This is a genomic window from Sphingomonas sp. (assembly GCF_036731925.1).
Taxonomy (GTDB): domain Bacteria; phylum Pseudomonadota; class Alphaproteobacteria; order Sphingomonadales; family Sphingomonadaceae; genus Sphingomonas.
On record NZ_DAINDJ010000002.1, the window covers coordinates 1,426,975 to 1,446,486 of the forward strand.

The window sequence follows — 19,512 nt, forward strand, 5'->3', positions numbered from 1 at the left end:
AAGGCGATAGTCCTCTTGCGGAACGGGGGACGAGGCATGACGAATTCGTGGGGCGCCGCACTGGCGCTGCTGATGCTGCCGGCGGCGCAGGACGCACCCAAGGCGCCCGCGGCGGTCGCCGCGCTGGGCGGCTGCTGGCGCGGCGAAGGCGCGGTGATGGGAAAGCCGGTGACGCTTGCGCTCACCATCTATCCGATTGTCGAAGGCGCGATGTTCGCGATTGATGCCGAGAGCGTCGCCAAGGGCGACCCCAAGGACCGCTACGCCGCGCATCTGCTGTTCGGCGACGGGGGCGAGGGCGGCGCGATCCTGGGCTATTGGGCGGACAGCTTCGGTGCCGCCTATGCGTCCAGCGGCAAGGGCGCGGCCACTGCCGATGGGTTCGCGATAACCTATCCTTATCCTGATGCCGACTTTCTCAACCAATGGCACCGGGAGACCGGCATGCTGGCCTGGCAGATCACCGCCCGGGACAAGGCGGGCAAGGAAACGCTGTTCGCGCGCTACACGCTGCGTGCGGCGCCGTGCGGCCGCGAGGCGCGATGACCCGCACGCCCCTTGCGCGAAACGATCGGCACGCCGATGTTTGGGCTTTAACACCTGTCCTGTAAGGGACGGGCGATCGGCATTGAACGCATTGGGGATATTGGTGGCAGATCCATACGTAACGCTCGGGGTGGCGCGCAGCGCGAGCGAGGACGAGATCAAGAAGGCCTATCGCAAGCTCGCCAAGGAGCTGCACCCCGATCGCAACAAGGACAATCCGAAGGCTTCGGAGAAGTTCAGCCAGGTCACCCAGGCCTATGACCTGCTGACCGACAAGGACAAGCGCGCGCGCTTCGACCGTGGCGAGATCGATGGCGACGGTAATCCGATCGCGCCCTTCGGGTTCGGCGCCGGTGCGGGCGGCGGCGCCGGCGGCTTCCGCCCCGGCGGCGGCCAGTTCGACTTCGGCGGCGGCAGCGAGGCCGATATCGGCGACATCTTCGAAGGCCTGTTCGGCGGCGGCAAGCGCGGCGGCGGCGGCTTCAGCGGCGGATTCGGCGGCTTCGGCCGGCGTGCGCAGCCCAAGGGCGCCAACATCGCCTATCGCCTCGCCGTGTCGTTCGAGGACGCGGCCAAGCTCGCGCCGCAGCGCATCACCCTCAAGGACGGCAAGACGATCGACCTGAAGCTGCCTGCCGGCGTCGAGGAAGGCACCCAGATGCGCCTGGCCGGCAAGGGTGAGGAGGGGCCAGGCGGCGCCGGCGACGCGATCGTCACCATCGAGATCCAACCGCACCGTTTCTACGTGCGCGACGGCGACGACATCAAGCTCGACCTGCCGATCACGCTTGCCGAGGCCGTGCTCGGCGCGCAGGTCCGCGTGCCGACGCCGGACGGGCCGGTGATGCTGACGGTGCCCAAGGGCTCCAGCTCGGGCAAGGTGCTGCGCCTGAAAGGGCGCGGATTTCACAAGCGGGGGGGCGCGCGTGGGGACCTGTTCGTGACGCTGATGGTGGACCTGCCGGTGGATGACGACGCGCTGATCGAATTCGCCCAGGGTTGGAAGAACAAGGGGAACCCGCGGGGACGCATGGGCGTCTGACCTATCGTGGACGAACCGACGCGCGCCTCGATCTCGCCCCAGTCGCCCGAAGGGCGGCGGCTGGGAGTCGGCGGAAAGGTCCCGCCTCGGCTGGCCGAGCTTGGCGTGACCGAACGCATGTTCGAGATCACCAAGCGCATCGCGATTGGCACGTTCAACGACGGCTTCACCTATGCCGGCAACCTTGCCTATCTCTCGCTGGTAACGCTGTTCCCCTTCTTCATCGTCGCGACCGCGCTCGCTAGCCTGGTCGGGCGCACCGGCACCGGCGTGCACGCGCTGGAGGCCTTTCTCCAGACCGTGCCGCCCGACGTCGCCGATCTGCTGCGCGAGCCGGTGATCGAGGTGCTCAACGGACGTACCGGCGGGCTGTTGTGGCTGGGCGGGCTCGTCGGCCTGTGGACCACCGCCGGTTTCATCGAGACGATCCGCGGCATCTTGCGCCAGGCGTATGGCACCAGCTCCAGCACGCCGTTCTGGCGCTACCGATTGGCCTCCATCGGCATGATCGTCGCGGCGGTGCTGCTGGTGATGCTGGCCTTTACCTTCCAGGTGATCCTCACCGGAATCGAGCAGTTTCTCTACCGCGTGCTGCCGCTCGCAACCGAGGCACAGCGTTTCGCCTCCGCGAGCAAGGCGGTGCCGGCGTTCGCACTGTTCGGCGCGCTCTACGTGCTGTTCTTCGCGCTGACTCCCTCGCGCTACCGCTCGCGCGCCTATCCCAAATGGCCCGGCGCATTGTGCACGACGCTGTGGTGGCTCAGCGTCACCGGGGGATTGCCCTGGGTGCTTTCGACGCTGGGCGGATACGGCGCCACCTATGGCAGCCTCGCGGGCGTGATGGTCGCGCTGATCTTCTTTTTCCTGGTGGGCCTCGGCCTCGTCGTGGGGGCGGAACTCAACGCCGCTCTGGCGGAAGTGCCCGAAGCCGGTCTAGAGGGAGACCAAGGACAGGAGATTCAGAAGACGTGACCGGATTGATGCAAGGGAAGCGCGGGCTCATCATGGGCCTCGCCAATGATCGCTCGCTCGCCTGGGGCATCGCGCAGCAGCTCCATGCGCAGGGCGCCGAGCTTGCCTTCACCTACCAGGGCGATGCGCTGCTCAAGCGGGTGAAGCCGCTGGCCGAACAGCTCGGCTCGGACTTTCTCATCGAATGCGACGTTGCCGAGATGGCGGCGCTCGACACAACGTTCGACACGCTGAAGGCGCGCTGGCCGACGATCGACTTCGTCGTCCATGCGATCGGCTTCTCGGACAAGAACGAGCTGCGCGGCGCCTATTACGACACGTCGCTGGAAAATTTCCTGATGACGATGAACATCTCGGTCTACAGCTTCACCGCTGTCGCCAAGCGCGCGCGCGCGCTGATGCCTGACGGCGGCAGCCTGCTGACGCTCAGCTATTACGGCGCCGAGAAGGTCGTGCCGCACTATAACGTGATGGGTGTGGCCAAGTCCGCACTGGAGACGTCGGTCAAGTATCTGGCTATGGACCTGGGTCCGGAGAACATCCGCGTCAACGCGATCTCGGCCGGCCCGATCAAGACGCTGGCCGCCAGCGGCATCGGCGATTTCCGCTACATCATGAAGTGGAACGAGCTGAATTCGCCGCTCCGCCGCAACGTGACGATCGAGGATGTCGGCGGCGCCGGCCTCTATCTGCTGTCGGACCTCGCCTCGGGCGTGACCGGCGAAACGCACCATGTCGACGCCGGCTACAACGTGATCGGCATGAAGGCCGAGGACGCGCCGGACATCGCGCTGGCCTGAGGATCGGACGGGGGCGGACGCGTGCCGCCCCTCAGTCGTGATCGAGCAGCCAGGCTCGGGCGACGTCCACATCGTCGAATACCGAAGAACCCGGGCGCGCCTCGGCGATGCGACGCAACTGGCGGCGAGTCAGCACGGTCTCCGCGACGAAGGCGAGTTTGCGCGCCCAGATGTCCGGCGTGCCGGCGCGCAGACTGCGCAGCGTCATGTCGGCCGTTTCCTGTGGCAGGACCGGCACGCCGCGCATGTCATACAGCGTCCGATGCCGCCCGGCATCCTCGCCCAGCGACAGGATGGCTGCGCGCACCTCCTCCGCGATCCAGCCGACATCTTCCGACGAAGGAATGCCGGTGACCGTGACCGCGATCAGCAGCAGCGAACGATCGACCGCCATCTCGAAATCGACGGCGTAGGGCGCGCGCGCCCGGGCTGCTCCATCCCCGGTCAGGCGCGCACCACGCCGATCTTGTGGAACGCCTGCGGTTCGGCTGGCGGGCTTGCCGGCTCGTTGAGCTCGCACTGCCAAATGCCGACGTCGATCCACTGGCCGTGCTTGTAGCCGGCTTCGCGGAACACGCCGGCGCGGCGAAAGCCTACTGCCTCGTGCAGCGCGATGGAGCTGTCGTTGGGCAGGGTGATCATTCCGAACGCATGGACGAAGCCCTGCGCCCGCAGCGTATCGACCAGCGCCTCGTAGAGCAGCCGCCCGGCCCCGCGCCGCTGCGCGGTATCGGCCATGTAGATCGAGCTTTCGACGACGTAGCGATAGGCGGGGCGGTCGCGAAACTTGCTGGCATAGGCATAGCCGATCACGCCGCCGTCGACTCCGTCACCGTTGGTCGCGACCAGCCAGGGGTAATAGCCTTCGCTGGCGCCCATCCGTGCCGCCATCGCCGCGGCGTCGGGGGGCTCGATCTCGAACGAGGCAGTGCCGGTCAGCACGTTCGGCGCATAGATGGCAGCGATCGCGGTGGCGTCGTCGGGCGTGGCAGCGCGGATTCCGATCACTTGGCGGCTCCCAGCGCAAACTGGAGCAGCGCGAGATCGCTGGGCTGGGCGCTCGGCACGCCCAGCGCCATGCACTCCAGGCAGCGCGCCTGGACCGAACCGCTTGCGGTCAGGCGCTTGGCGTCGCCCAGTGCCTGGGCCAGCAGCACCCGGCGCTCGTCTGCGATTCGGGCATAGGTGTCGGCACCGGCCGGCGCGTCGGCCCAGCTGCCGTCATCCTCGTCGTCATTGCCGAACGAGCTGAGCGCCGCCGCCAGGGCCGCCGCCGCCGCATTGGGCTTCTTCGCAAGATAGACCGGCCGCACCTTGGCGGGATCAAGCTTCGCGCGCTTCGCGGCTTCGGCGATCGCGTCGTTCAGCCCGCCGAAGCGATCGACCAGCCCGATCTGTCGCGCGATGCCGCCGATCCACACCCGCCCCTGGCCGATCTCGTCCACGCGCTGCGGGGTGAGCTTGCGCGCATTCGCCACCAGCCCGACGAAGCGGCCATAGCCCGCCTCGATCGCCGATTGCAGGATGGTGTCCACCGTGGCGTTGGTGCCGCCATAGATGCTCGGCTGGCCGGTGAGCGGCGTGCTCTGCACCCCGTCGGTGGTCACGCCGATCTTGGCGAGGCTGTTCTCGAAGGTCGGGATGATGCCGAAGATGCCGATCGAGCCGGTGATCGTGTTGGGTTCGGCGAAGATCACGTCCCCCGCCGTCGACACCCAATAGCCGCCGCTGGCGGCGAGCCCGCCCATCGAGACGACGATCGGCAGCTTCTGCGCCTTGGCCTGGAGGATCGCCTGGCGCATCTGCTCCGAGGCCATGGCCGAGCCGCCCGGCGAGTCCACGCGCACCACCAGCGCCTTCAGCTTGCCGTCCTTCAGCCCGTCGAGCACCAGCTTGGCGATCGTATCGCCGCCCGCGCTGCCGGCGCCGCCCTTGCCATCGACGATCTCGCCGGCGATCGTGAGCACGCCGATGGCGTCACCGCTCGTCGCCACCGGATTGGCCTGCAGCCAGTCGGCCAGCTTGATGCCGTTGAAATTGCCGGCGCGGGCGTTGTTCGGTGCCCCTACCATCTGGCCGACGTGGCGACCGAAGGCGATGCGGTCGCCGAGCTGGTCGACCAGGCCATAGGCGCGGTTGGCGGCGGCGATGTCACCCTTGGCGGCGGTGATCGCCACGTCCGGATGCATCAGGAAATCGGCGATTCGCGCCTTGGGCCGCGCTTTCTGGATGCCATCGCGCCACTGATCGAGCAGGCCGCCATACAGCGCCGTGTTCGCCTCGCGCGCCTCGGGCGACATGTCGGCGCGGATATAGGGTTCCACCGCCGACTTGAACTTGCCGACCTTGTAGACATGGACGTTGATGCCGAGCTTTTCGGTCAGCCCCTTGTAATAGAGCTGGCGGCCGCCCGGCCCCATGAACAGCGATCCGCCCATCGGGTGCACCCAGATCTCGCTGGCATTGGCCGCGATCTGGTAGCCGCTGTCGGTATAGGCGGTGGCATAGGCGAGCACCGCCTTGCCTGCGGCGCGGACGCGGCCGACCGCGGCAGCGACTTCGCTCACCGTGGCAGGATAGCCGCCGAGGAAGCTGTCGAGATCCAGCACCACTGCCTTCACCCGGGAGTCGCCCTTGGCGGCATCCAGCGCGCGGATCACGTCGCGGGCGCTCACCTGGCCCGCCGCGCGTGCACCGGTCACGCCGGCGAGCGGATCGGCTTCGCTCGGCTGTTCCACCAGCGCGCCGTTGAACGCGACGATGAGCGCGCCGTCGCGAATCGTCGCCGGCGTCGGCCGGTGCGAAAGCGCGGCGAACAGCGCCGAGAAGAACAGAAGGAGCAGAACCAGGACGAGCAGGTCCTTGATTCCGACGAGTATCTTCCAGGCAGTACGAACCAGCTTCACCGGCGGCTCCTCAAAGCGTATTCAACATGCGGTGCTACCGGATGCGCGGGGAGGAGTAAACGACCCGTATTAGCGATCCAACACGGCGAAAAAAGTTCCCGCCGCACCCGTTGACGACGCCTGACCCGCTTCACATATGGCAGCTGTTAGCACTCCGGGGGACCGAGTGCTAAACACCGAAATCCACCTGAAAGAGGATCAGGCAATGAACTTCCGTCCGTTGCACGACCGCGTGCTCGTCCGCCGCGTCGAAGCCGAGGAAAAGACCGCCGGCGGGATCATCATCCCCGATACCGCCAAGGAAAAGCCGCAGGAAGGCGAAGTCGTCGCCGTCGGCACCGGCACCAAGTCCGAAGACGGCAAGGTGACCGCGCTGGACGTCAAGGCTGGCGACCGCATCCTGTTCGGCAAGTGGTCCGGCACCGAAGTGAAGGTGAACGGCGAAGACCTGCTGATCATGAAGGAAAGCGACATCCTCGGCATCGTCGGCTGAGCGACCTCGCGAACCTCAACTTCCTGAAACTTAGCGAAATTTGAAAGGGCAGTCCCATGGCAGCCAAGGACGTAAAGTTTTCGCGCGACGCTCGTGAGCGCATCCTGCGCGGCGTCGACATCCTCGCCGACGCGGTGAAGGTCACGCTGGGCCCGAAGGGCCGCAACGTCGTGATCGAGAAGAGCTTCGGCGCGCCCCGCATCACCAAGGACGGTGTGTCGGTCGCGAAGGAAATCGAGCTCAAGGACAAGTTCGAGAACATGGGCGCGCAGATGGTGCGCGAAGTGGCCTCGAAGACCAACGACATCGCCGGCGACGGCACGACCACCGCGACCGTTCTGGCGCAGGCGATCGTCCGCGAAGGCATGAAGTCGGTTGCCGCCGGCATGAACCCGATGGACCTGAAGCGTGGTATCGACCTCGCCGTCACCAAGGTCGTCGAGGACGTCAAGGCCCGCTCCAAGCCCGTCTCGGGTTCGCAGGAAGTTGCCCAGGTCGGCATCATCTCGGCGAACGGCGACCGTGAAGTCGGCGAGAAGATCGCCGAGGCGATGGAGAAGGTCGGCAAGGAAGGCGTGATCACCGTCGAAGAGGCGAAGGGTCTCGAATTCGAGCTCGACGTCGTCGAAGGCATGCAGTTCGACCGCGGCTATCTCTCGCCCTACTTCATCACCAACCCGGAGAAGATGGCGGTCGAGCTCGCGGATCCGTACATCCTGATCCACGAGAAGAAGCTGTCGAACCTGCAGTCGATGCTGCCGATCCTCGAAGCGGTCGTGCAGTCGGGTCGTCCGCTGCTGATCATCGCCGAGGACATCGAAGGCGAAGCGCTGGCGACCCTGGTCGTCAACAAGCTGCGCGGTGGCCTGAAGGTCGCAGCGGTCAAGGCACCGGGCTTCGGCGATCGTCGCAAGGCGATGCTGGAAGACATCGCCGTCCTCACCAAGGGTGAAGTGATCAGCGAAGACCTCGGCATCAAGCTCGAGACCGTCACGCTCGGCATGCTCGGCACCGCCAAGCGCGTCACCATCGACAAGGACAACACCACCATCGTCGATGGCGCCGGTGAAGCCGAGTCGATCAAGGCTCGCACCGAGCAGATCCGCCAGCAGATCGAAGTCACCACCAGCGATTACGACCGTGAGAAGCTCCAGGAGCGTCTCGCCAAGCTCGCCGGCGGCGTGGCCGTGATCAAGGTCGGCGGTGCGACCGAAGTCGAGGTGAAGGAGCGCAAGGACCGCGTCGACGACGCGCTGCACGCAACCCGCGCAGCCGTTGAAGAAGGCATCGTCCCCGGCGGCGGTACGGCCCTTCTCTATGCCACCAAGGCACTGGAAGGCCTGACCGGCGCGAACGAGGACCAGACCCGCGGCATCGACATCGTCCGTAAGTCGCTGACCGCGCTGGTTCGCCAGATCGCCAGCAACGCGGGCCAGGACGGCGCCGTCGTCTCGGGCAAGCTGCTCGACCAGACCGACACTTCGTTCGGCTTCAACGCCGCGACCGACACCTACGAGAACCTCGTGGCTGCCGGCGTGATCGACCCGACCAAGGTGGTGCGCACCGCACTGCAGAACGCGGCTTCGGTCGCCGGCCTGCTGATCACCACCGAGGCGACCATTGCCGAGCTGCCGGAAGACAAGTCCGCAGCCCCGGCGATGCCGGGTGGCATGGGCGGCATGGGCGGCATGGACTTCTAAGTCCGCGCTCGACGCAAAAAGAGGGGCCGGCGGAGCGATCCGCCGGCCCTTTTTTCGTGCCTTCGTCCGAGGAGCCGCTTTCGGCGCAGGAGGTCAGCGCTCCCGCAAGCCGGCCATCCAGCCGCGCACCGCGTCCGCCGCCTCGCTGGCCCACTGGCTGCCGCGCCCGAACAGGCCGGCCAGTTCCTCCTCCACCCGGTGGAGCGCATCGCCGTCCTTCTCCGGCAGCGGCGGCAGGATGTGCGCGAAATAGCTTTTGCCGAGCAGCCGGTGGAGCAGCCGCTCGCCAGGGAAGGGCGCGCCATTGTTGAGCGCCCGCGCGCCGCGCAGCAGGTTGCGGATGTCGTACTGGGTCGGGCTGATGTCCGGCACCTGCTTCAGCACATTGAGCAGCGTGTAGACGCCGATCCTTGCGGTCCGGATCGAGCTTTCCATCGTGAACACGATGTCGTTCGCCGTCTCCACGAACTGGCCGACCAGCGCGAGGTTGGTACAGCCCTGCGGCACCACCGCCGGTCGGTCGCCGGGGGCGCGCGGCATGAACTCGGCGGTGATGTACGGCATCAGCGCGAGGCGCACCTTGGTTGCCTCGGTCACCGCCGCTACCTCGCTCTCGGCGATGCCGAGATGGTGGCAGAGTTCCGCCAGCACCTCGCGGCCGGTGCATTCGGGCATCGTCCTGGCCACCTTGTCGCCAGGCACGTCCATCCGCAGCGCATAGGCCCAGAGCACCAGCACGTCCTCCGGCTGGTCGGGAAAATGCGGCTGGCGGTTGCAGGTGACGCTGAGCAGCCAGTTCGAATCGGTGAAGGTGATGATTCCGCCGGTGACGGTGCGTCCCGAGTACGGATCGTTGACCGAGAGCGCCTTCAGCCGGTCGACCAGCGGCGAGGGACGGCAGGTGAGCGTTGCCGATTCCCACATCGAGCGGGCGACGTCGCCGCAGAACCTGTCCGGCTTGCCGAACACCGGTGACTGCCTGGCAAGGTTGCGCCACAGCGTCCAGTCGCTGTCGGCGCCCGGATCATGCGCCCCGCGTGCCAGTACGGGCGCCTGATCCATGTCCCCATAGGCGGTGCCCTCTGTCATCGAACCCGGCAGCACGAAGACGAGGTCCTCGGCCGCCACCGGCAGCACCGTTTCCGCGCCGCCGACCATCGCCCGGATACCGGTGACGGTGCGGTTCTCGCCCGCCACGGCGAAGTCGAGATCACAGGCGCGCGTGTCGAACTGGAAGCGCACGCCCTGCGTGCGCAGCATCCTGGTCAGCGGGCGGACGAAGGTGTCGAACTGGTCGTACCTCGGGAACACGACGACCGACATGTCGGCGAAGCCGTCCACCGAATCGAGGAAGCGGTGGAGGTAGAGCTTCATCTCCAGCAGGCTGTGCCACGGCTGGAACGCGAACATGGTGCGGAACAGCGCCCAGAAGTTCGTCTCGAAGAAGCCTTTGTTGAAATACTGCTCGATCGTGGTCTCGCCCACCTCGTCCTTGCGCTGGAGCAGCAGGCGGACGATTTCCCACTGGTCCTTGCGCGACAGGCCGAAGGTGCGGAAATCCTTGATCACCCCCCGCTGGTGCATCAGCCGGGCCTTAGAATAATTGGGGTCGCGGTCGTTCACCCAGCGATATTCGTCGAGCACGCTGTAGCCCGCGGGCAGTTCCAGCGCGGGCACGTCCTGGAACAGGTCCCACAGATTGTCGTAGTTCCAGTTCATCTCGCGCCCGCCGCGGATCAGATAGCCGCGCGTCGCATCGCCCGCCCCATCCAGCGAGCCGCCCTCCAGCTGCGCCGCATCGAGGATGGTGATGTTGGCCGGCGGCATATGGCCGTCGCGGATCAGGTAGAAGGCGGCGGCCAGCCCGGCGATGCCGCTGCCGACGATCCACGCCTTGCGACTTTCCACGCCCGGTGTCGGCAGCGGCCGGTTGCGGGCATAGGGGCTCCAGAAATCGGGCGGCGGCAGCGTGTTCTCGGGGCGCTGGTGCCAATAGCCGGCGGTGGTGTCCGGCGCATGCGCGAAGCCCTGGGGCGCAAGGTTCGCCCGGGGCGCAAGCCAGTCGGGGGTGGAACGGGCCATGGTGCAATCCTCCTGAGTCCGGCAAATGGGTCGCCGCCGGACTCAGGCAGATCTGCGCAAGCCTGTATTCGTAATGTTGGCAGCCGCAGGATCAGTCCTTGCGGTCGTCCTTCTTGTCGTCCTTGTCGTCGACCGGCAGCTTCGGCACCGCCGCGCGTGCGCTTGCTGTCGGTGCTGCGGGCGGCTTGCAGCCCTTCGATACGCCCAGGCCCTTGAGATAGGCGCGGCGGATCGTCCCGCCGTACAGCGCCGCCGTAACCCGCTTCTCCTGCTTGTCGGCGCCCGTGACCATGCGCACCAGCCCGAAGCCCGGGATCAGCGTGCCGACGATCGCCCGGCTGCCCGCCGCCGCGATCGCGCCGCCATTGCCGCCCTTTGCCGCCGGCGCATCGGCATCGGTGCCCAGCACGCCGTTCAGCTCGGCAATGCCTGCGCGGATCTGCGTGCAGCTTCTGGTGCCTTGCGACGAATAGGGCGCCGAGGCGGCGAGCAGCAGCACGTCGGGAATCTTCTTCTCGTTGATCCGCAGGTCGCGCAGCGGCGCCTGGGCGCCGTCGCCGACGCTCTGCTTCTGTTGCGCCGCGGCGGGCGCTGCGACCAGCATCGCGGCCAGCCCGGCCGCCAAAATCGTCCGCATCTCGAATCTCCCAGATGTTCTGCAAAACTGCGCAGCAAAGGCACGGACCCGCAACATTGTTCCATCGCAACGATGTGCGGAATTGACTTTTGTGCAGCCACCGCTAGGGCCGTCGACGGGCCACGCGGTCCCAACGCCGCGCGTGCTCTCTGTGAGGAGAGTCTACATGACTGATTTGACTGCCGCCGACGCCACCATTGCGCCTGCGAAGCCCGCGACCAAACCGGCGCGTCCCTATTTCTCTTCTGGTCCCTGCGCCAAGCCCCCGGGCTGGTCGCCCGAGAAGCTCGCCGTCGAGTCGCTCGGTCGCTCGCACCGCTCGAAGCTGGGCAAGACCCGTCTCCAATATTGCATCGACCTGATGCGCGAGCTGCTCCGCCTGCCGGACACGCACCGCATCGGTATCGTCCCCGGCTCGGACACCGGCGCGTTCGAGATGGCGATGTGGACGATGCTGGGCGCCCGCCCCGTCACCACGCTCGCCTGGGAAAGCTTCGGCGAAGGCTGGGTCACCGATGCGGTCAAGCAGCTCAAGCTCGATCCCACCGTGCTGCGCGCCGACTATGGCCAGCTGCCGGATCTGAACGCCGTCGACTGGTCGAACGACGTGCTGTTCACCTGGAACGGCACCACCTCGGGCGTGCGCGTGCCGAACGGCGAGTGGATCGCCGACGACCGTGAGGGCCTGAGCTTCGCCGACGCCACCTCGGCGGTGTTCGCCTATGACCTGCCCTGGGACAAGATCGACGTCGCCACCTTCTCCTGGCAGAAGGTGCTGGGCGGCGAGGGCGCGCACGGCGTGCTGATCCTCGGGCCCCGCGCGGTCGAACGTCTCGAAACCTACACGCCCGCCTGGCCGCTGCCGAAGGTGTTCCGCCTCGTCTCCAAGGGCAAGCTCGCCGAGGGCGTGTTCAAGGGCGAGACGATCAACACGCCGTCGATGCTGGCGGTGGAAGACGCGATCTTCGCGCTCGAATGGGGCAAGGGCCTGGGCGGCGCGGACGGGCTGATCGCCCGCTCGGACGCCAACGCCGCCGCGCTCGACAAGATCGTCGCCGAGCGCGACTGGCTCGGCCACCTTGCCGAGGATCCGGCGATCCGCTCGCGCACCAGCGTGTGCCTCACGGTCGAGGGCGCCGATGCCGACTTCATCAAGAAGTTCGCTGGCCTGCTCGAAAAGGAAGGCGCGGCGCTGGACGTGGCCGGCTATCGCGACGCCCCGGCGGGTCTCCGCATCTGGTGCGGCGCCACCGTCGACACCGCCGATATCGAGGCGCTCGGCCCCTGGCTCGACTGGGCCTACGCCACCGCCAAGGCGGGCTGACTTAAAGCCCTCTCCCCTCCGGGGAGAGGGGTAGGACTTCGCCTTCTCCCCTGACGCATCCGGTTCAAGACACATCCCCCCTCTCCCCGGCCCTCTCCCCGGAGGGGAGAGGGTGGCAAGCAGGAGCAATTCCATGCCCAAGGTACTGATTTCCGACAAGATGGACCCCAAGGCCGCGCAGATCTTCCGCGAGCGCGGCGTCGAAGTGGACGAGATCACCGGCAAGACCCCGGACGAGCTCAAGGCGATCATCGGCGAGTATGACGGCCTCGCGATCCGCAGCTCGACCAAAGTCACCAAGGACATTCTGGCCCACGCCACCAACCTCAAGGTGATCGGCCGCGCGGGCATCGGCGTCGACAATGTCGATATCCCCGCCGCCTCGGCGCAGGGCGTGGTGGTGATGAACACGCCGTTCGGCAACTCGATCACCACGGCCGAGCACGCCATCGCGCTGATGTTCGCGCTCGCCCGCCAGCTGCCCGAGGCCGATGCCTCCACGCAGGCCGGCAAGTGGGAGAAGAACCGCTTCATGGGCGTCGAGCTGACCGGCAAGACGCTGGGCCTGATCGGTGCGGGCAACATCGGCTCGATCGTCGCGGACCGCGCCATTGGTCTCCGCATGCGCGTGATCGCCTATGATCCGTTCCTCACGCCGGAGCGCGCGCTGGAAATGGGCGTCGAGAAGATGACGCTCGACGATCTGCTGCTGCGTGCCGACTTCATCACGCTGCACACCCCGCTGACCGACCAGACCCGCAACATCCTCAGCCGCGAGAATCTCGCCAAGACCAAGAAGGGCGTGCGGATCATCAACTGCGCACGCGGCGGCCTGATCGACGAGGCGGCGCTGAAGGACGGGCTCGATTCGGGCCATATCGGCGGCGCCGCGCTCGACGTGTTCGTGCAGGAGCCGGCGAAGGAACATCCGCTGTTCGGCACGCCGAACTTCGTGGCGACGCCGCACCTCGGCGCCTCGACCACCGAAGCGCAGGTCAATGTGGCGATCCAGGTCGCCGAGCAGCTCGCCGACTATCTGGTCACCGGCGGCGTCACCAACGCGCTCAACGTGCCGAGCCTCTCGGCCGAGGAAGCACCCCGCCTGAAGCCGTACATGGCGCTGGCCGAGAAGCTGGGCGGCCTGGTCGGCCAGCTGGCGCATGGCGAGCTCACCAGCATCGCGATCGAAGTCGAGGGTGCGGCGGCCGAGCTCAACCAGAAGCCGATCACCAGCGCGGTGCTCGCGGGGCTGATGCGCGTGCATTCGGATACGGTGAACATGGTCAACGCGCCGTTCCTCGCCAAGGAACGCGGGCTGGACGTGCGCGAAGTGCGCCATGATCGCGAGGGCGACTATCACACGCTGGTGCGCGTCACCGTCGGCACCCAGGCGGGCGACCGTTCGGTGGCCGGCACGCTGTTCGGCAACGCTGCGCCGCGCCTGGTCGAGCTGTTCGGCATCAAGGTCGAGGCCGATCTGGCCGGGCACATGCTCTACATCGTCAACGAGGACGCGCCGGGCTTCATTGGCCGCCTGGGCACCACGCTGGGCGAGGCGGGCGTCAACATCGGCACCTTCCACCTCGGTCGCCGCTCGGCCGGCGGCGAAGCGATCCTGCTGCTTTCGGTCGACGAGTCGGTGGATGAGGCGCTGCTCGCCAAGGTCCGTGCGCTGCCCGGCGTGAAGACCGCCATGGCGCTCGGCTTCTAAGCTGCTACTTTAAAGCCCTCTCCCCTCTGGGGAGAGGGTTTGGGAGAGGGGCAGTCAGGGATGCCGAGGGTAGACGAGAAACTGCTCGCCCGCGCCAAGCAGATGCGCGCCAACCCGACACCCACCGAGTCGGCCATGTGGTCGATCCTTCGCGCCAAGCGGTTCGAGCACGTCAAATTCGCTCGCCAAGTGGTGATTGCACCCTATATCGCCGATTTCGTCGCGCGCTCGCGCAAGCTGATCGTCGAGATCGACGGTGACACGCATGCGCTCTACGAAGCGAAGGATGCGCGCCGAACGGCGTGGTTGGAACATCAGGGGTATCGGGTGATTCGGTTCACGAACTACGAGGTCGGGAGTAATTTGGACGGGGTGGCGGCGGCCATTGCTGCAGTCCTTGCGGACACTGCCCCTCTCCCAAACCCTCTCCCCAGTGGGGAGAGGGCTTAAGATGACTGGTCTCCTCCCCGAAGGGTTTCACGATCGCCTGCCGCCTGCCGCCGATGCAGCGGCTCGACTGGAGACGCGCGTGCTCGGGCTCGCGCGGCTTTATGGCTATGAGCAGGTCGATCCGCCGCTCGCCGAATTCGCCGACGAGCTTGCGACGCGGCTCAAGACGGGCGCGGTGCGCGATGCTGTGCGGTTCGTCGACCCGGTGTCGCAGCGCAGCCTTGCCATCCGTCCGGACCTGACCGCTCAGGTCGGCCGCATCGCCGCGACGCGTATGGGCCACCATCCACGTCCGGTACGGCTCTGCTATGCGGGCCAAGTGCTCAAGCTGAAGGCTGCCGCGCTCGATCCGCGGCGCGCGATGCGCCAGATCGGCTGCGAGCTGATCGGCCGCGACAGCGTGGGCGCCGCAATGGAGATCGTCCGCGTGGCGATCGAGGCGCTGCAATCGGCGGGCGTCGAGGGCCTCGCCATCGACTTCACCCTGCCCGATCTAGTCGATACCCTTGCCGGCGAGACGCTGCCGCGCGACACGCTGACCGCACTGCGCGAGCGGCTGGATGCCAAGGATGCAGGCGGTGTCGCCGCGATCGATCCCAAATACCTGCCGCTGATCGAGGCCGCAGGGCCGTTCGGAGGCGCAATGGCAAAGCTGCGCGCGAGCGATGCCGGCACCGCGCTGGCGAGCCGCATCGACGGCCTCGCGGCCATCGCGGCGAGCATCCCGGCAGGCGTTGCGCTGACGCTCGACCCCACCGAGCGGCACGGTTTTGAATACCAGACCTGGCTGGGCTTCTCGATCTTCGCGCGCGGGGTGCGCGGCGAGATCGGGCGGGGCGGCACCTACCAGGTCGTGCATGACGGCGGCCGTGAAGAGCCTGCCGTCGGCTTCTCGCTCTATGCCGATCCGATTCTCGACGCCGGCATGGGGGGCGATGCGCGGCGGCGGCTGTTCCTCCCGTTCGGCACCGATGCTGCCACCGGATCTGCGTTGCGCGCGCAGGGCTGGGTGACGGTCGCGGCGCTGGAGGCGGAGGATACGCCCCAGGCGCAGCTGTGCAGCCACGAGCTGCGCGACGGGGTGCCGGTCGCGCTCTGACGCGCCGGCACCGCGTGCCTCACTCCATCTGGTCGATCAGCGCCTGGATCGGCGCGAAGGCGAAGGCGACCGAGCTGTCCGCCACGCCGTAAGGGATGAACAGGCTGTCGCCGTGGCGGATCGCGCCGCAGGTGTAGACGACGTTGGGCACATAGCCCTCGCGGTCCTGGTCGGCGGCGGCCAGCAGCGGCTCGCGCGAGCGTGCCAGCACCTTGGTCGGGTCGTCCTTGTCGAGCAGCGCGGCGCCGACCGAATATTTGCGCATCGCGCCGACGCCGTGGGTCAGCACCAGCCAGCCCTGGTCGGTCTCGATCGGCGGCCCGCAATTGCCCATCTGCACCAGCTCCCACGGGAAGCGCGGCTTGATGATCAGGTCGCCGCCTTCCCAGTGGGTGATGTCGTCCGACGTGTGCAGGAAGATGTTTTCACCATCCTGCCGCCCCAGCATCATGTATTTGCCGCCCACCTTGCGGGGGAACAGCGCCATGCCCTTGTTGCGCGCGGCGCTGCCGGTCATCGGCACCAGGTCGATGCCGCGCCAGTCATGGGTGCGCAGCAGCTCGGACTGGATGCCGGAGCCGTTATAGGCGGTGTAGGTGCCGATCCACTCGGGCGTGCCGTCGTCATGGGTGAAGTGGCAGATCCGCAGATCCTCCAGCCCGTTCGACTGGGCGCGGGTAATCGGGAAGATCACCGTGCCGGAGAGCGTCGAATCGCGGTGGCGATAGATGCGCACCGGGCCTTCCATTGCCCGCTCGTCAGGCTCGCGGGCATCCGCGGCGGTGGCGAAGGGCGGTTCCGGGGCGAGCACCAACTCGTTGCTCTGGGTGATGATGCCTTCGCGGAAAGCAACGGAGGAGATATGGCCTTCGCCCACCGCGCGCAGCGACATCAGGATGCGCATGCTGCCCTCGGGCATGCCGGTCTGGTCGTAATGCGGCACCGCGCTGGGGTTCATCAGGGCGGCGGCGGCATAGCTGTATTCGTGGCAGAAATAGGCCCCGAGCAGCTGGCGCTTCTCGTCGCCGATCGCCGCGCCGTCCAGGCCCAGCATCGCCTCGATCTCGTCATAGCGCGTCATGAACACGCGGCGAGTCTGCCAGTGGCGTGCCTCGAAGTCCTTGAGGACGAGCTCGAGCTGCGCCCGCGCCGCGCCCGGCGAAAGCGCCAGCACTTCGCTGACGATCCGCTCCGTGCGGCTGGGGGCGCCGCCATTGGTCGACGCCCAGGCAATGTGAAAGGGGCGCACGACGACGCGCGACGGATCGGCGCGAAGCCGCAAGGGATGGTGAAACAGTTCCGGCATTTGGCAACCCCCGGGGAACGCGCTCGTTACGGCGCCGTCCCCCGTATCGCTTCAGGCGACAGCGAGTTCCGGTCCTGCCACGCTTTTATTGCCCTTTGAAAGAGCCGAGATCGCGCAATTCGCCAGTTGGAGCGCGAGAATCGATTCGGCACCTTGATTACGGTTAAGACCAGTCGGCATCAGACCATCGAAGCAGCCGCCATCGGCAACGCTGGCGAGCGGCGTGTCGAGGTCGTTTGCACCCAGATACCAGCGATAGGCGCGCATCGCCTCCTGCGCCCAGTGCGTGTCGCCGGTCGCGTCGTGCGCGGCGAGGCAGGCGTCGATCGTCGCCTGGGCTTCGAGCGGCTGCTGGTCGAAGGGCAGCGGCTCGGCATATTCGCGGCCGAAGCTCTCGGTGCCGACGGCGCGGAAGCGGCCCTCGGGCGAGGTCTGGCGCTCGACGATCCAGGCGAGCGTCTCCAGTCCGGTTTCAATGAAGTCGCGGCGGCCGAGCACCTGGCCGGCGCGCAGCAGCGCTTCGGGCAGGCGGGCATTGTCATAGGCCAGCACGATTTCGAACCAGCTCCATTCGGGGCGGCGCGCGGCCTCGAGCAGGGTGATCAGTTCGTTGCCGAAGCGCGTCAGGATCTCGCGCGAGAGCGGGTGGCCGGGATGGGCTTCCGCCATCGCCGCCGCGCCCAGCATCGCGAAGGCGTGCGCGCGCGGGCTGCCGAGATCGAAGGCGATCGACGCCGTTTCGTCGAACAGCATCGAGGCCCAGTCCCGATGCTTCTGCGCCCGCGCATCGCGGGCGGTGACGCCCAGTGCCCAGATTGCGCGCCCGTTCGAATCTTCCGAACCTTCGTCCTCGCACCAGGTCCGGTCGAAGTTCATGAAGTTGCGGAACTTGCGCTTGTCCGGGTTCCACGCGTGCTGGACGAAGCCGCCATAGATCGCAGTCCAGCGATCCCGCACAGTCTCGTCGACATCGTCGATCTTGCTCATCAGGATGAGCGCGCGGGCATTGTCGTCGATGCAATAGCCGTGGCGGCGGTCGGGCACCGAATAGATCGAGTGCTGGAGCATGCCGGTGGAGTCGCTCATCCGCTCCACCGCTGTCAGCACAGGGTGGAGCGGCGGCAGCTCGGTTGCGGCAGGGCGGATGCGGTGCGGCTTCTCCCCCAGAACCGCGTCGAACGCTGCAATTGCGCGCTCGGCCAGGCGGGCCCAGAGCATCGTGCGGCCGCGTGCATAGGCGCGGTTGGCGAGCGCCCGGCGCGCTTCCTTGTCGCCGAGCAGGCGATTGATCTCGCGCGCAAAGGCCGGGGCGTCTCCGAAGCCGACCAGCACGCCGTGATCCTGGTCGAGGATCTCCGTCGCATGAACATAGGGCGTGGAGATCACCGGCTTGCCCATGCTCACCGCATAGGAGAGCGTGCCCGAGGTAATCTGCGCCGGGTTCGGATAGGGCGTGGCATAGATATCGGCTGCCTGGAGATAGTCGAGCAGGTCGCTCTGCTCGACGAAGCGGTCGACAAAGGCGACGTTGTTCTCGAGGCCGAGCGCGGCAATCTGCGCATGCAGCCGATCGCGATAGGCTTCGCCTTCATGGGCGACGAGGTTCGGGTGCGTCGCGCCCAGGATCACGTACAGCGCGTTCGGATGTTCGGCGGCCACCGCCGGCATCGCCTCGAGCATCGTCTCGATGCCCTTGCTGGGGGCGAGCAGGCCGAAGGTGAGGATGACGTCGCGGCCCTGCCAGCCGAAGCTTGGCTTGAAATCGGCCGTGTCGGCAAAGGCGCGGTCGGGGACACCATGCGGGATGACGGCGATCTTCCTGTCCTCGACCCCATGGACGCGCTTCAGGATCTCGCGGCCCTTCTCGGCCATGACGATCAGCGTCGAGGCGCGGCGGATCAGCTTTTCCATCACCCGCCGTTCGTCGGCGCTCGGGCGCTCGAGCACCGTGTGCAGCGTGACGATGACGGGGATCGACACGCGATCGGTGAGCGCGAGCAGCAGTTCGCCCGCTGCACCGCCGAAAATGCCATATTCATGCTGGATCCACAGCGCCTCGGCACCGCTCGCGTCGATCTTGCGGGCGGCGTCCAGATAGGCGCCGCGGTCGTTCTGCGCGATGGAACCCGTCACCTGCGGAGGATAGGCATAATGGCCGGGCAGGTCGTCCATCGCATAGACGTCGACCTGAAGCTCCGGGTAGCGCTCGGCGAGCGCGGTAAAGGTGTCGGTAGTAAAAGTGGCGATGCCGCACTTGCGCGGCAGAAAGTTGCCGATCAGGGCAAGATGCCGGATCCTGGGACCCATAGGAGACCGTGCCATGGCGGACCTTTCGCTACTGCATGATGGACTCGGCCCAAATCTGGGCCTTATGCCCTGTTAAACTCCCGTTTTTCGAATAAGTTGCAGTTTCGCTGCAACGCACAACTCTATACCTGCTGAAC

General features: G+C 67.0%; 17 protein-coding genes. 10 read left to right on the forward strand and 7 right to left on the reverse strand.

The genetic code is table 11. From position 1 onward, the window contains the following. The first annotated feature begins 36 nt into the window (after nt 1-36). The 4 genes from V7E00_RS16350 (at nt 37) to fabI (ending at nt 3,360) form a co-directional block, all read left to right on the forward strand. A complete protein-coding gene (locus V7E00_RS16350; RefSeq protein ID WP_333573659.1) occupies nt 37-546 on the forward strand; it encodes a hypothetical protein in 510 nt (169 codons plus the stop codon). A 103-nt stretch (nt 547-649) separates the two neighbouring features. After that, entirely contained in the window at nt 650-1,588 is a 939-nt protein-coding gene (locus tag V7E00_RS16355; protein WP_333573660.1) for a J domain-containing protein, read from the forward strand. A 6-nt stretch (nt 1,589-1,594) separates the two neighbouring features. Then, nucleotides 1,595-2,560 (forward strand): YihY/virulence factor BrkB family protein, encoded by a 966-nt coding sequence (locus V7E00_RS16360; RefSeq protein ID WP_333573661.1) that lies wholly within the window; start codon nt 1,595-1,597, stop codon nt 2,558-2,560. Further along, nucleotides 2,557-3,360 (forward strand): enoyl-ACP reductase FabI, encoded by an 804-nt coding sequence (gene fabI, locus V7E00_RS16365; RefSeq protein ID WP_333573662.1) that lies wholly within the window; start codon nt 2,557-2,559, stop codon nt 3,358-3,360. Before V7E00_RS16360 ends, fabI begins: the two co-directional genes overlap by 4 nt. Before the next feature lie 31 nt (nt 3,361-3,391). Here fabI and V7E00_RS16370 read toward each other — a convergent pair whose 3' ends face one another. Genes V7E00_RS16370 through sppA form a run of 3 tightly spaced genes read right to left on the reverse strand, consistent with a single transcriptional unit; the run spans nt 3,392 to nt 6,266 of the window. Continuing rightward, nucleotides 3,392-3,754: a hypothetical protein gene (locus V7E00_RS16370; RefSeq protein ID WP_333573663.1), complete on the reverse strand. Its 363-nt coding sequence runs from the start codon at nt 3,752-3,754 to the stop codon at nt 3,392-3,394. 50 nt (nt 3,755-3,804) lie between these two features. Further along, nucleotides 3,805-4,368, reverse strand: a complete 564-nt coding sequence (locus tag V7E00_RS16375) for a GNAT family N-acetyltransferase (RefSeq protein ID WP_333573664.1) — start codon at nt 4,366-4,368, stop codon at nt 3,805-3,807. Beyond that, on the reverse strand, nt 4,365-6,266 hold the full coding sequence (sppA, locus tag V7E00_RS16380) for a signal peptide peptidase SppA (RefSeq protein WP_333573665.1): 1,902 nt from the start codon (nt 6,264-6,266) through the stop codon (nt 4,365-4,367). Before sppA ends, V7E00_RS16375 begins: the two co-directional genes overlap by 4 nt. Before the next feature lie 205 nt (nt 6,267-6,471). Here sppA and groES point away from each other — a divergent pair, with 205 nt between their 5' ends. After that, nucleotides 6,472-6,759: a co-chaperone GroES gene (gene groES, locus V7E00_RS16385; protein WP_333573666.1), complete on the forward strand. Its 288-nt coding sequence runs from the start codon at nt 6,472-6,474 to the stop codon at nt 6,757-6,759. A gap of 56 nt (nt 6,760-6,815) precedes the next feature. After that, the gene (groL, locus tag V7E00_RS16390; RefSeq protein ID WP_333573667.1) at nt 6,816-8,459 is read left to right on the forward strand and encodes a chaperonin GroEL; all 1,644 of its coding nucleotides are present in this window, start codon (nt 6,816-6,818) and stop codon (nt 8,457-8,459) included. Nucleotides 8,460-8,552: 93 nt separating this feature from the next. Here the strand turns inward: groL and V7E00_RS16395 are convergent, their stop codons facing one another. Together V7E00_RS16395 and V7E00_RS16400 are read right to left on the reverse strand one after the other, a co-directional pair. Beyond that, nucleotides 8,553-10,541 (reverse strand): oleate hydratase, encoded by a 1,989-nt coding sequence (locus V7E00_RS16395; protein WP_333573668.1) that lies wholly within the window; start codon nt 10,539-10,541, stop codon nt 8,553-8,555. 91 nt (nt 10,542-10,632) lie between these two features. Next, complete coding sequence (locus V7E00_RS16400; RefSeq protein WP_333573669.1) at nt 10,633-11,178, reverse strand: hypothetical protein; 546 nt, start codon at nt 11,176-11,178, stop codon at nt 10,633-10,635. A gap of 166 nt (nt 11,179-11,344) precedes the next feature. Here V7E00_RS16400 and V7E00_RS16405 point away from each other — a divergent pair, with 166 nt between their 5' ends. The 4 genes from V7E00_RS16405 to V7E00_RS16420 all read left to right on the forward strand — a co-directional run bounded on the left by V7E00_RS16405 (nt 11,345) and on the right by V7E00_RS16420 (nt 15,762). Then, nucleotides 11,345-12,502, forward strand: coding sequence for a phosphoserine transaminase (locus tag V7E00_RS16405; RefSeq protein ID WP_333573670.1), 1,158 nt, complete (start codon nt 11,345-11,347; stop codon nt 12,500-12,502). 133 nt (nt 12,503-12,635) lie between these two features. After that, nucleotides 12,636-14,213, forward strand: a complete 1,578-nt coding sequence (gene serA, locus V7E00_RS16410; RefSeq protein WP_333573671.1) for a phosphoglycerate dehydrogenase — start codon at nt 12,636-12,638, stop codon at nt 14,211-14,213. Between the two features lie 60 nt (nt 14,214-14,273). Further along, complete coding sequence (locus V7E00_RS16415) at nt 14,274-14,663, forward strand: endonuclease domain-containing protein (protein ID WP_333573672.1); 390 nt, start codon at nt 14,274-14,276, stop codon at nt 14,661-14,663. Between the two features lies 1 nt (nt 14,664). After that, nucleotides 14,665-15,762: an ATP phosphoribosyltransferase regulatory subunit gene (locus V7E00_RS16420; protein ID WP_333573673.1), complete on the forward strand. Its 1,098-nt coding sequence runs from the start codon at nt 14,665-14,667 to the stop codon at nt 15,760-15,762. Nucleotides 15,763-15,781: 19 nt separating this feature from the next. On the opposite strand, the gene V7E00_RS16425 is transcribed toward V7E00_RS16420, so the two are convergent. Both V7E00_RS16425 and V7E00_RS16430 read right to left on the reverse strand, forming a co-directional pair. Further along, the gene (locus tag V7E00_RS16425) at nt 15,782-17,068 is read right to left on the reverse strand and encodes a glycoside hydrolase family 130 protein (protein ID WP_333573674.1); all 1,287 of its coding nucleotides are present in this window, start codon (nt 17,066-17,068) and stop codon (nt 15,782-15,784) included. A 51-nt stretch (nt 17,069-17,119) separates the two neighbouring features. Next, nucleotides 17,120-19,390, reverse strand: a complete 2,271-nt coding sequence (locus tag V7E00_RS16430; protein ID WP_333573675.1) for a glycosyltransferase family 4 protein — start codon at nt 19,388-19,390, stop codon at nt 17,120-17,122. Nucleotides 19,391-19,512: the final 122 nt, after the last annotated feature.

Coding starts and splice junctions, on each gene's coding strand:
- V7E00_RS16350 (WP_333573659.1), top strand. CDS start 37: ATGACGAATTCGTGGGGCGCCGCACTGGCGCTGCTGATGCTGCCGGCG.
- V7E00_RS16370 (WP_333573663.1), bottom strand. CDS start 3,754: ATGGCGGTCGATCGTTCGCTGCTGCTGATCGCGGTCACGGTCACCGGC.
- groES (WP_333573666.1), top strand. CDS start 6,472: ATGAACTTCCGTCCGTTGCACGACCGCGTGCTCGTCCGCCGCGTCGAA.
- groL (WP_333573667.1), top strand. CDS start 6,816: ATGGCAGCCAAGGACGTAAAGTTTTCGCGCGACGCTCGTGAGCGCATC.
- V7E00_RS16395 (WP_333573668.1), bottom strand. CDS start 10,541: ATGGCCCGTTCCACCCCCGACTGGCTTGCGCCCCGGGCGAACCTTGCG.
- V7E00_RS16400 (WP_333573669.1), bottom strand. CDS start 11,178: ATGCGGACGATTTTGGCGGCCGGGCTGGCCGCGATGCTGGTCGCAGCG.
- V7E00_RS16405 (WP_333573670.1), top strand. CDS start 11,345: ATGACTGATTTGACTGCCGCCGACGCCACCATTGCGCCTGCGAAGCCC.
- serA (WP_333573671.1), top strand. CDS start 12,636: ATGCCCAAGGTACTGATTTCCGACAAGATGGACCCCAAGGCCGCGCAG.
- V7E00_RS16415 (WP_333573672.1), top strand. CDS start 14,274: ATGCCGAGGGTAGACGAGAAACTGCTCGCCCGCGCCAAGCAGATGCGC.
- V7E00_RS16420 (WP_333573673.1), top strand. CDS start 14,665: ATGACTGGTCTCCTCCCCGAAGGGTTTCACGATCGCCTGCCGCCTGCC.
- V7E00_RS16425 (WP_333573674.1), bottom strand. CDS start 17,068: ATGCCGGAACTGTTTCACCATCCCTTGCGGCTTCGCGCCGATCCGTCG.
- V7E00_RS16430 (WP_333573675.1), bottom strand. CDS start 19,390: ATGGCACGGTCTCCTATGGGTCCCAGGATCCGGCATCTTGCCCTGATC.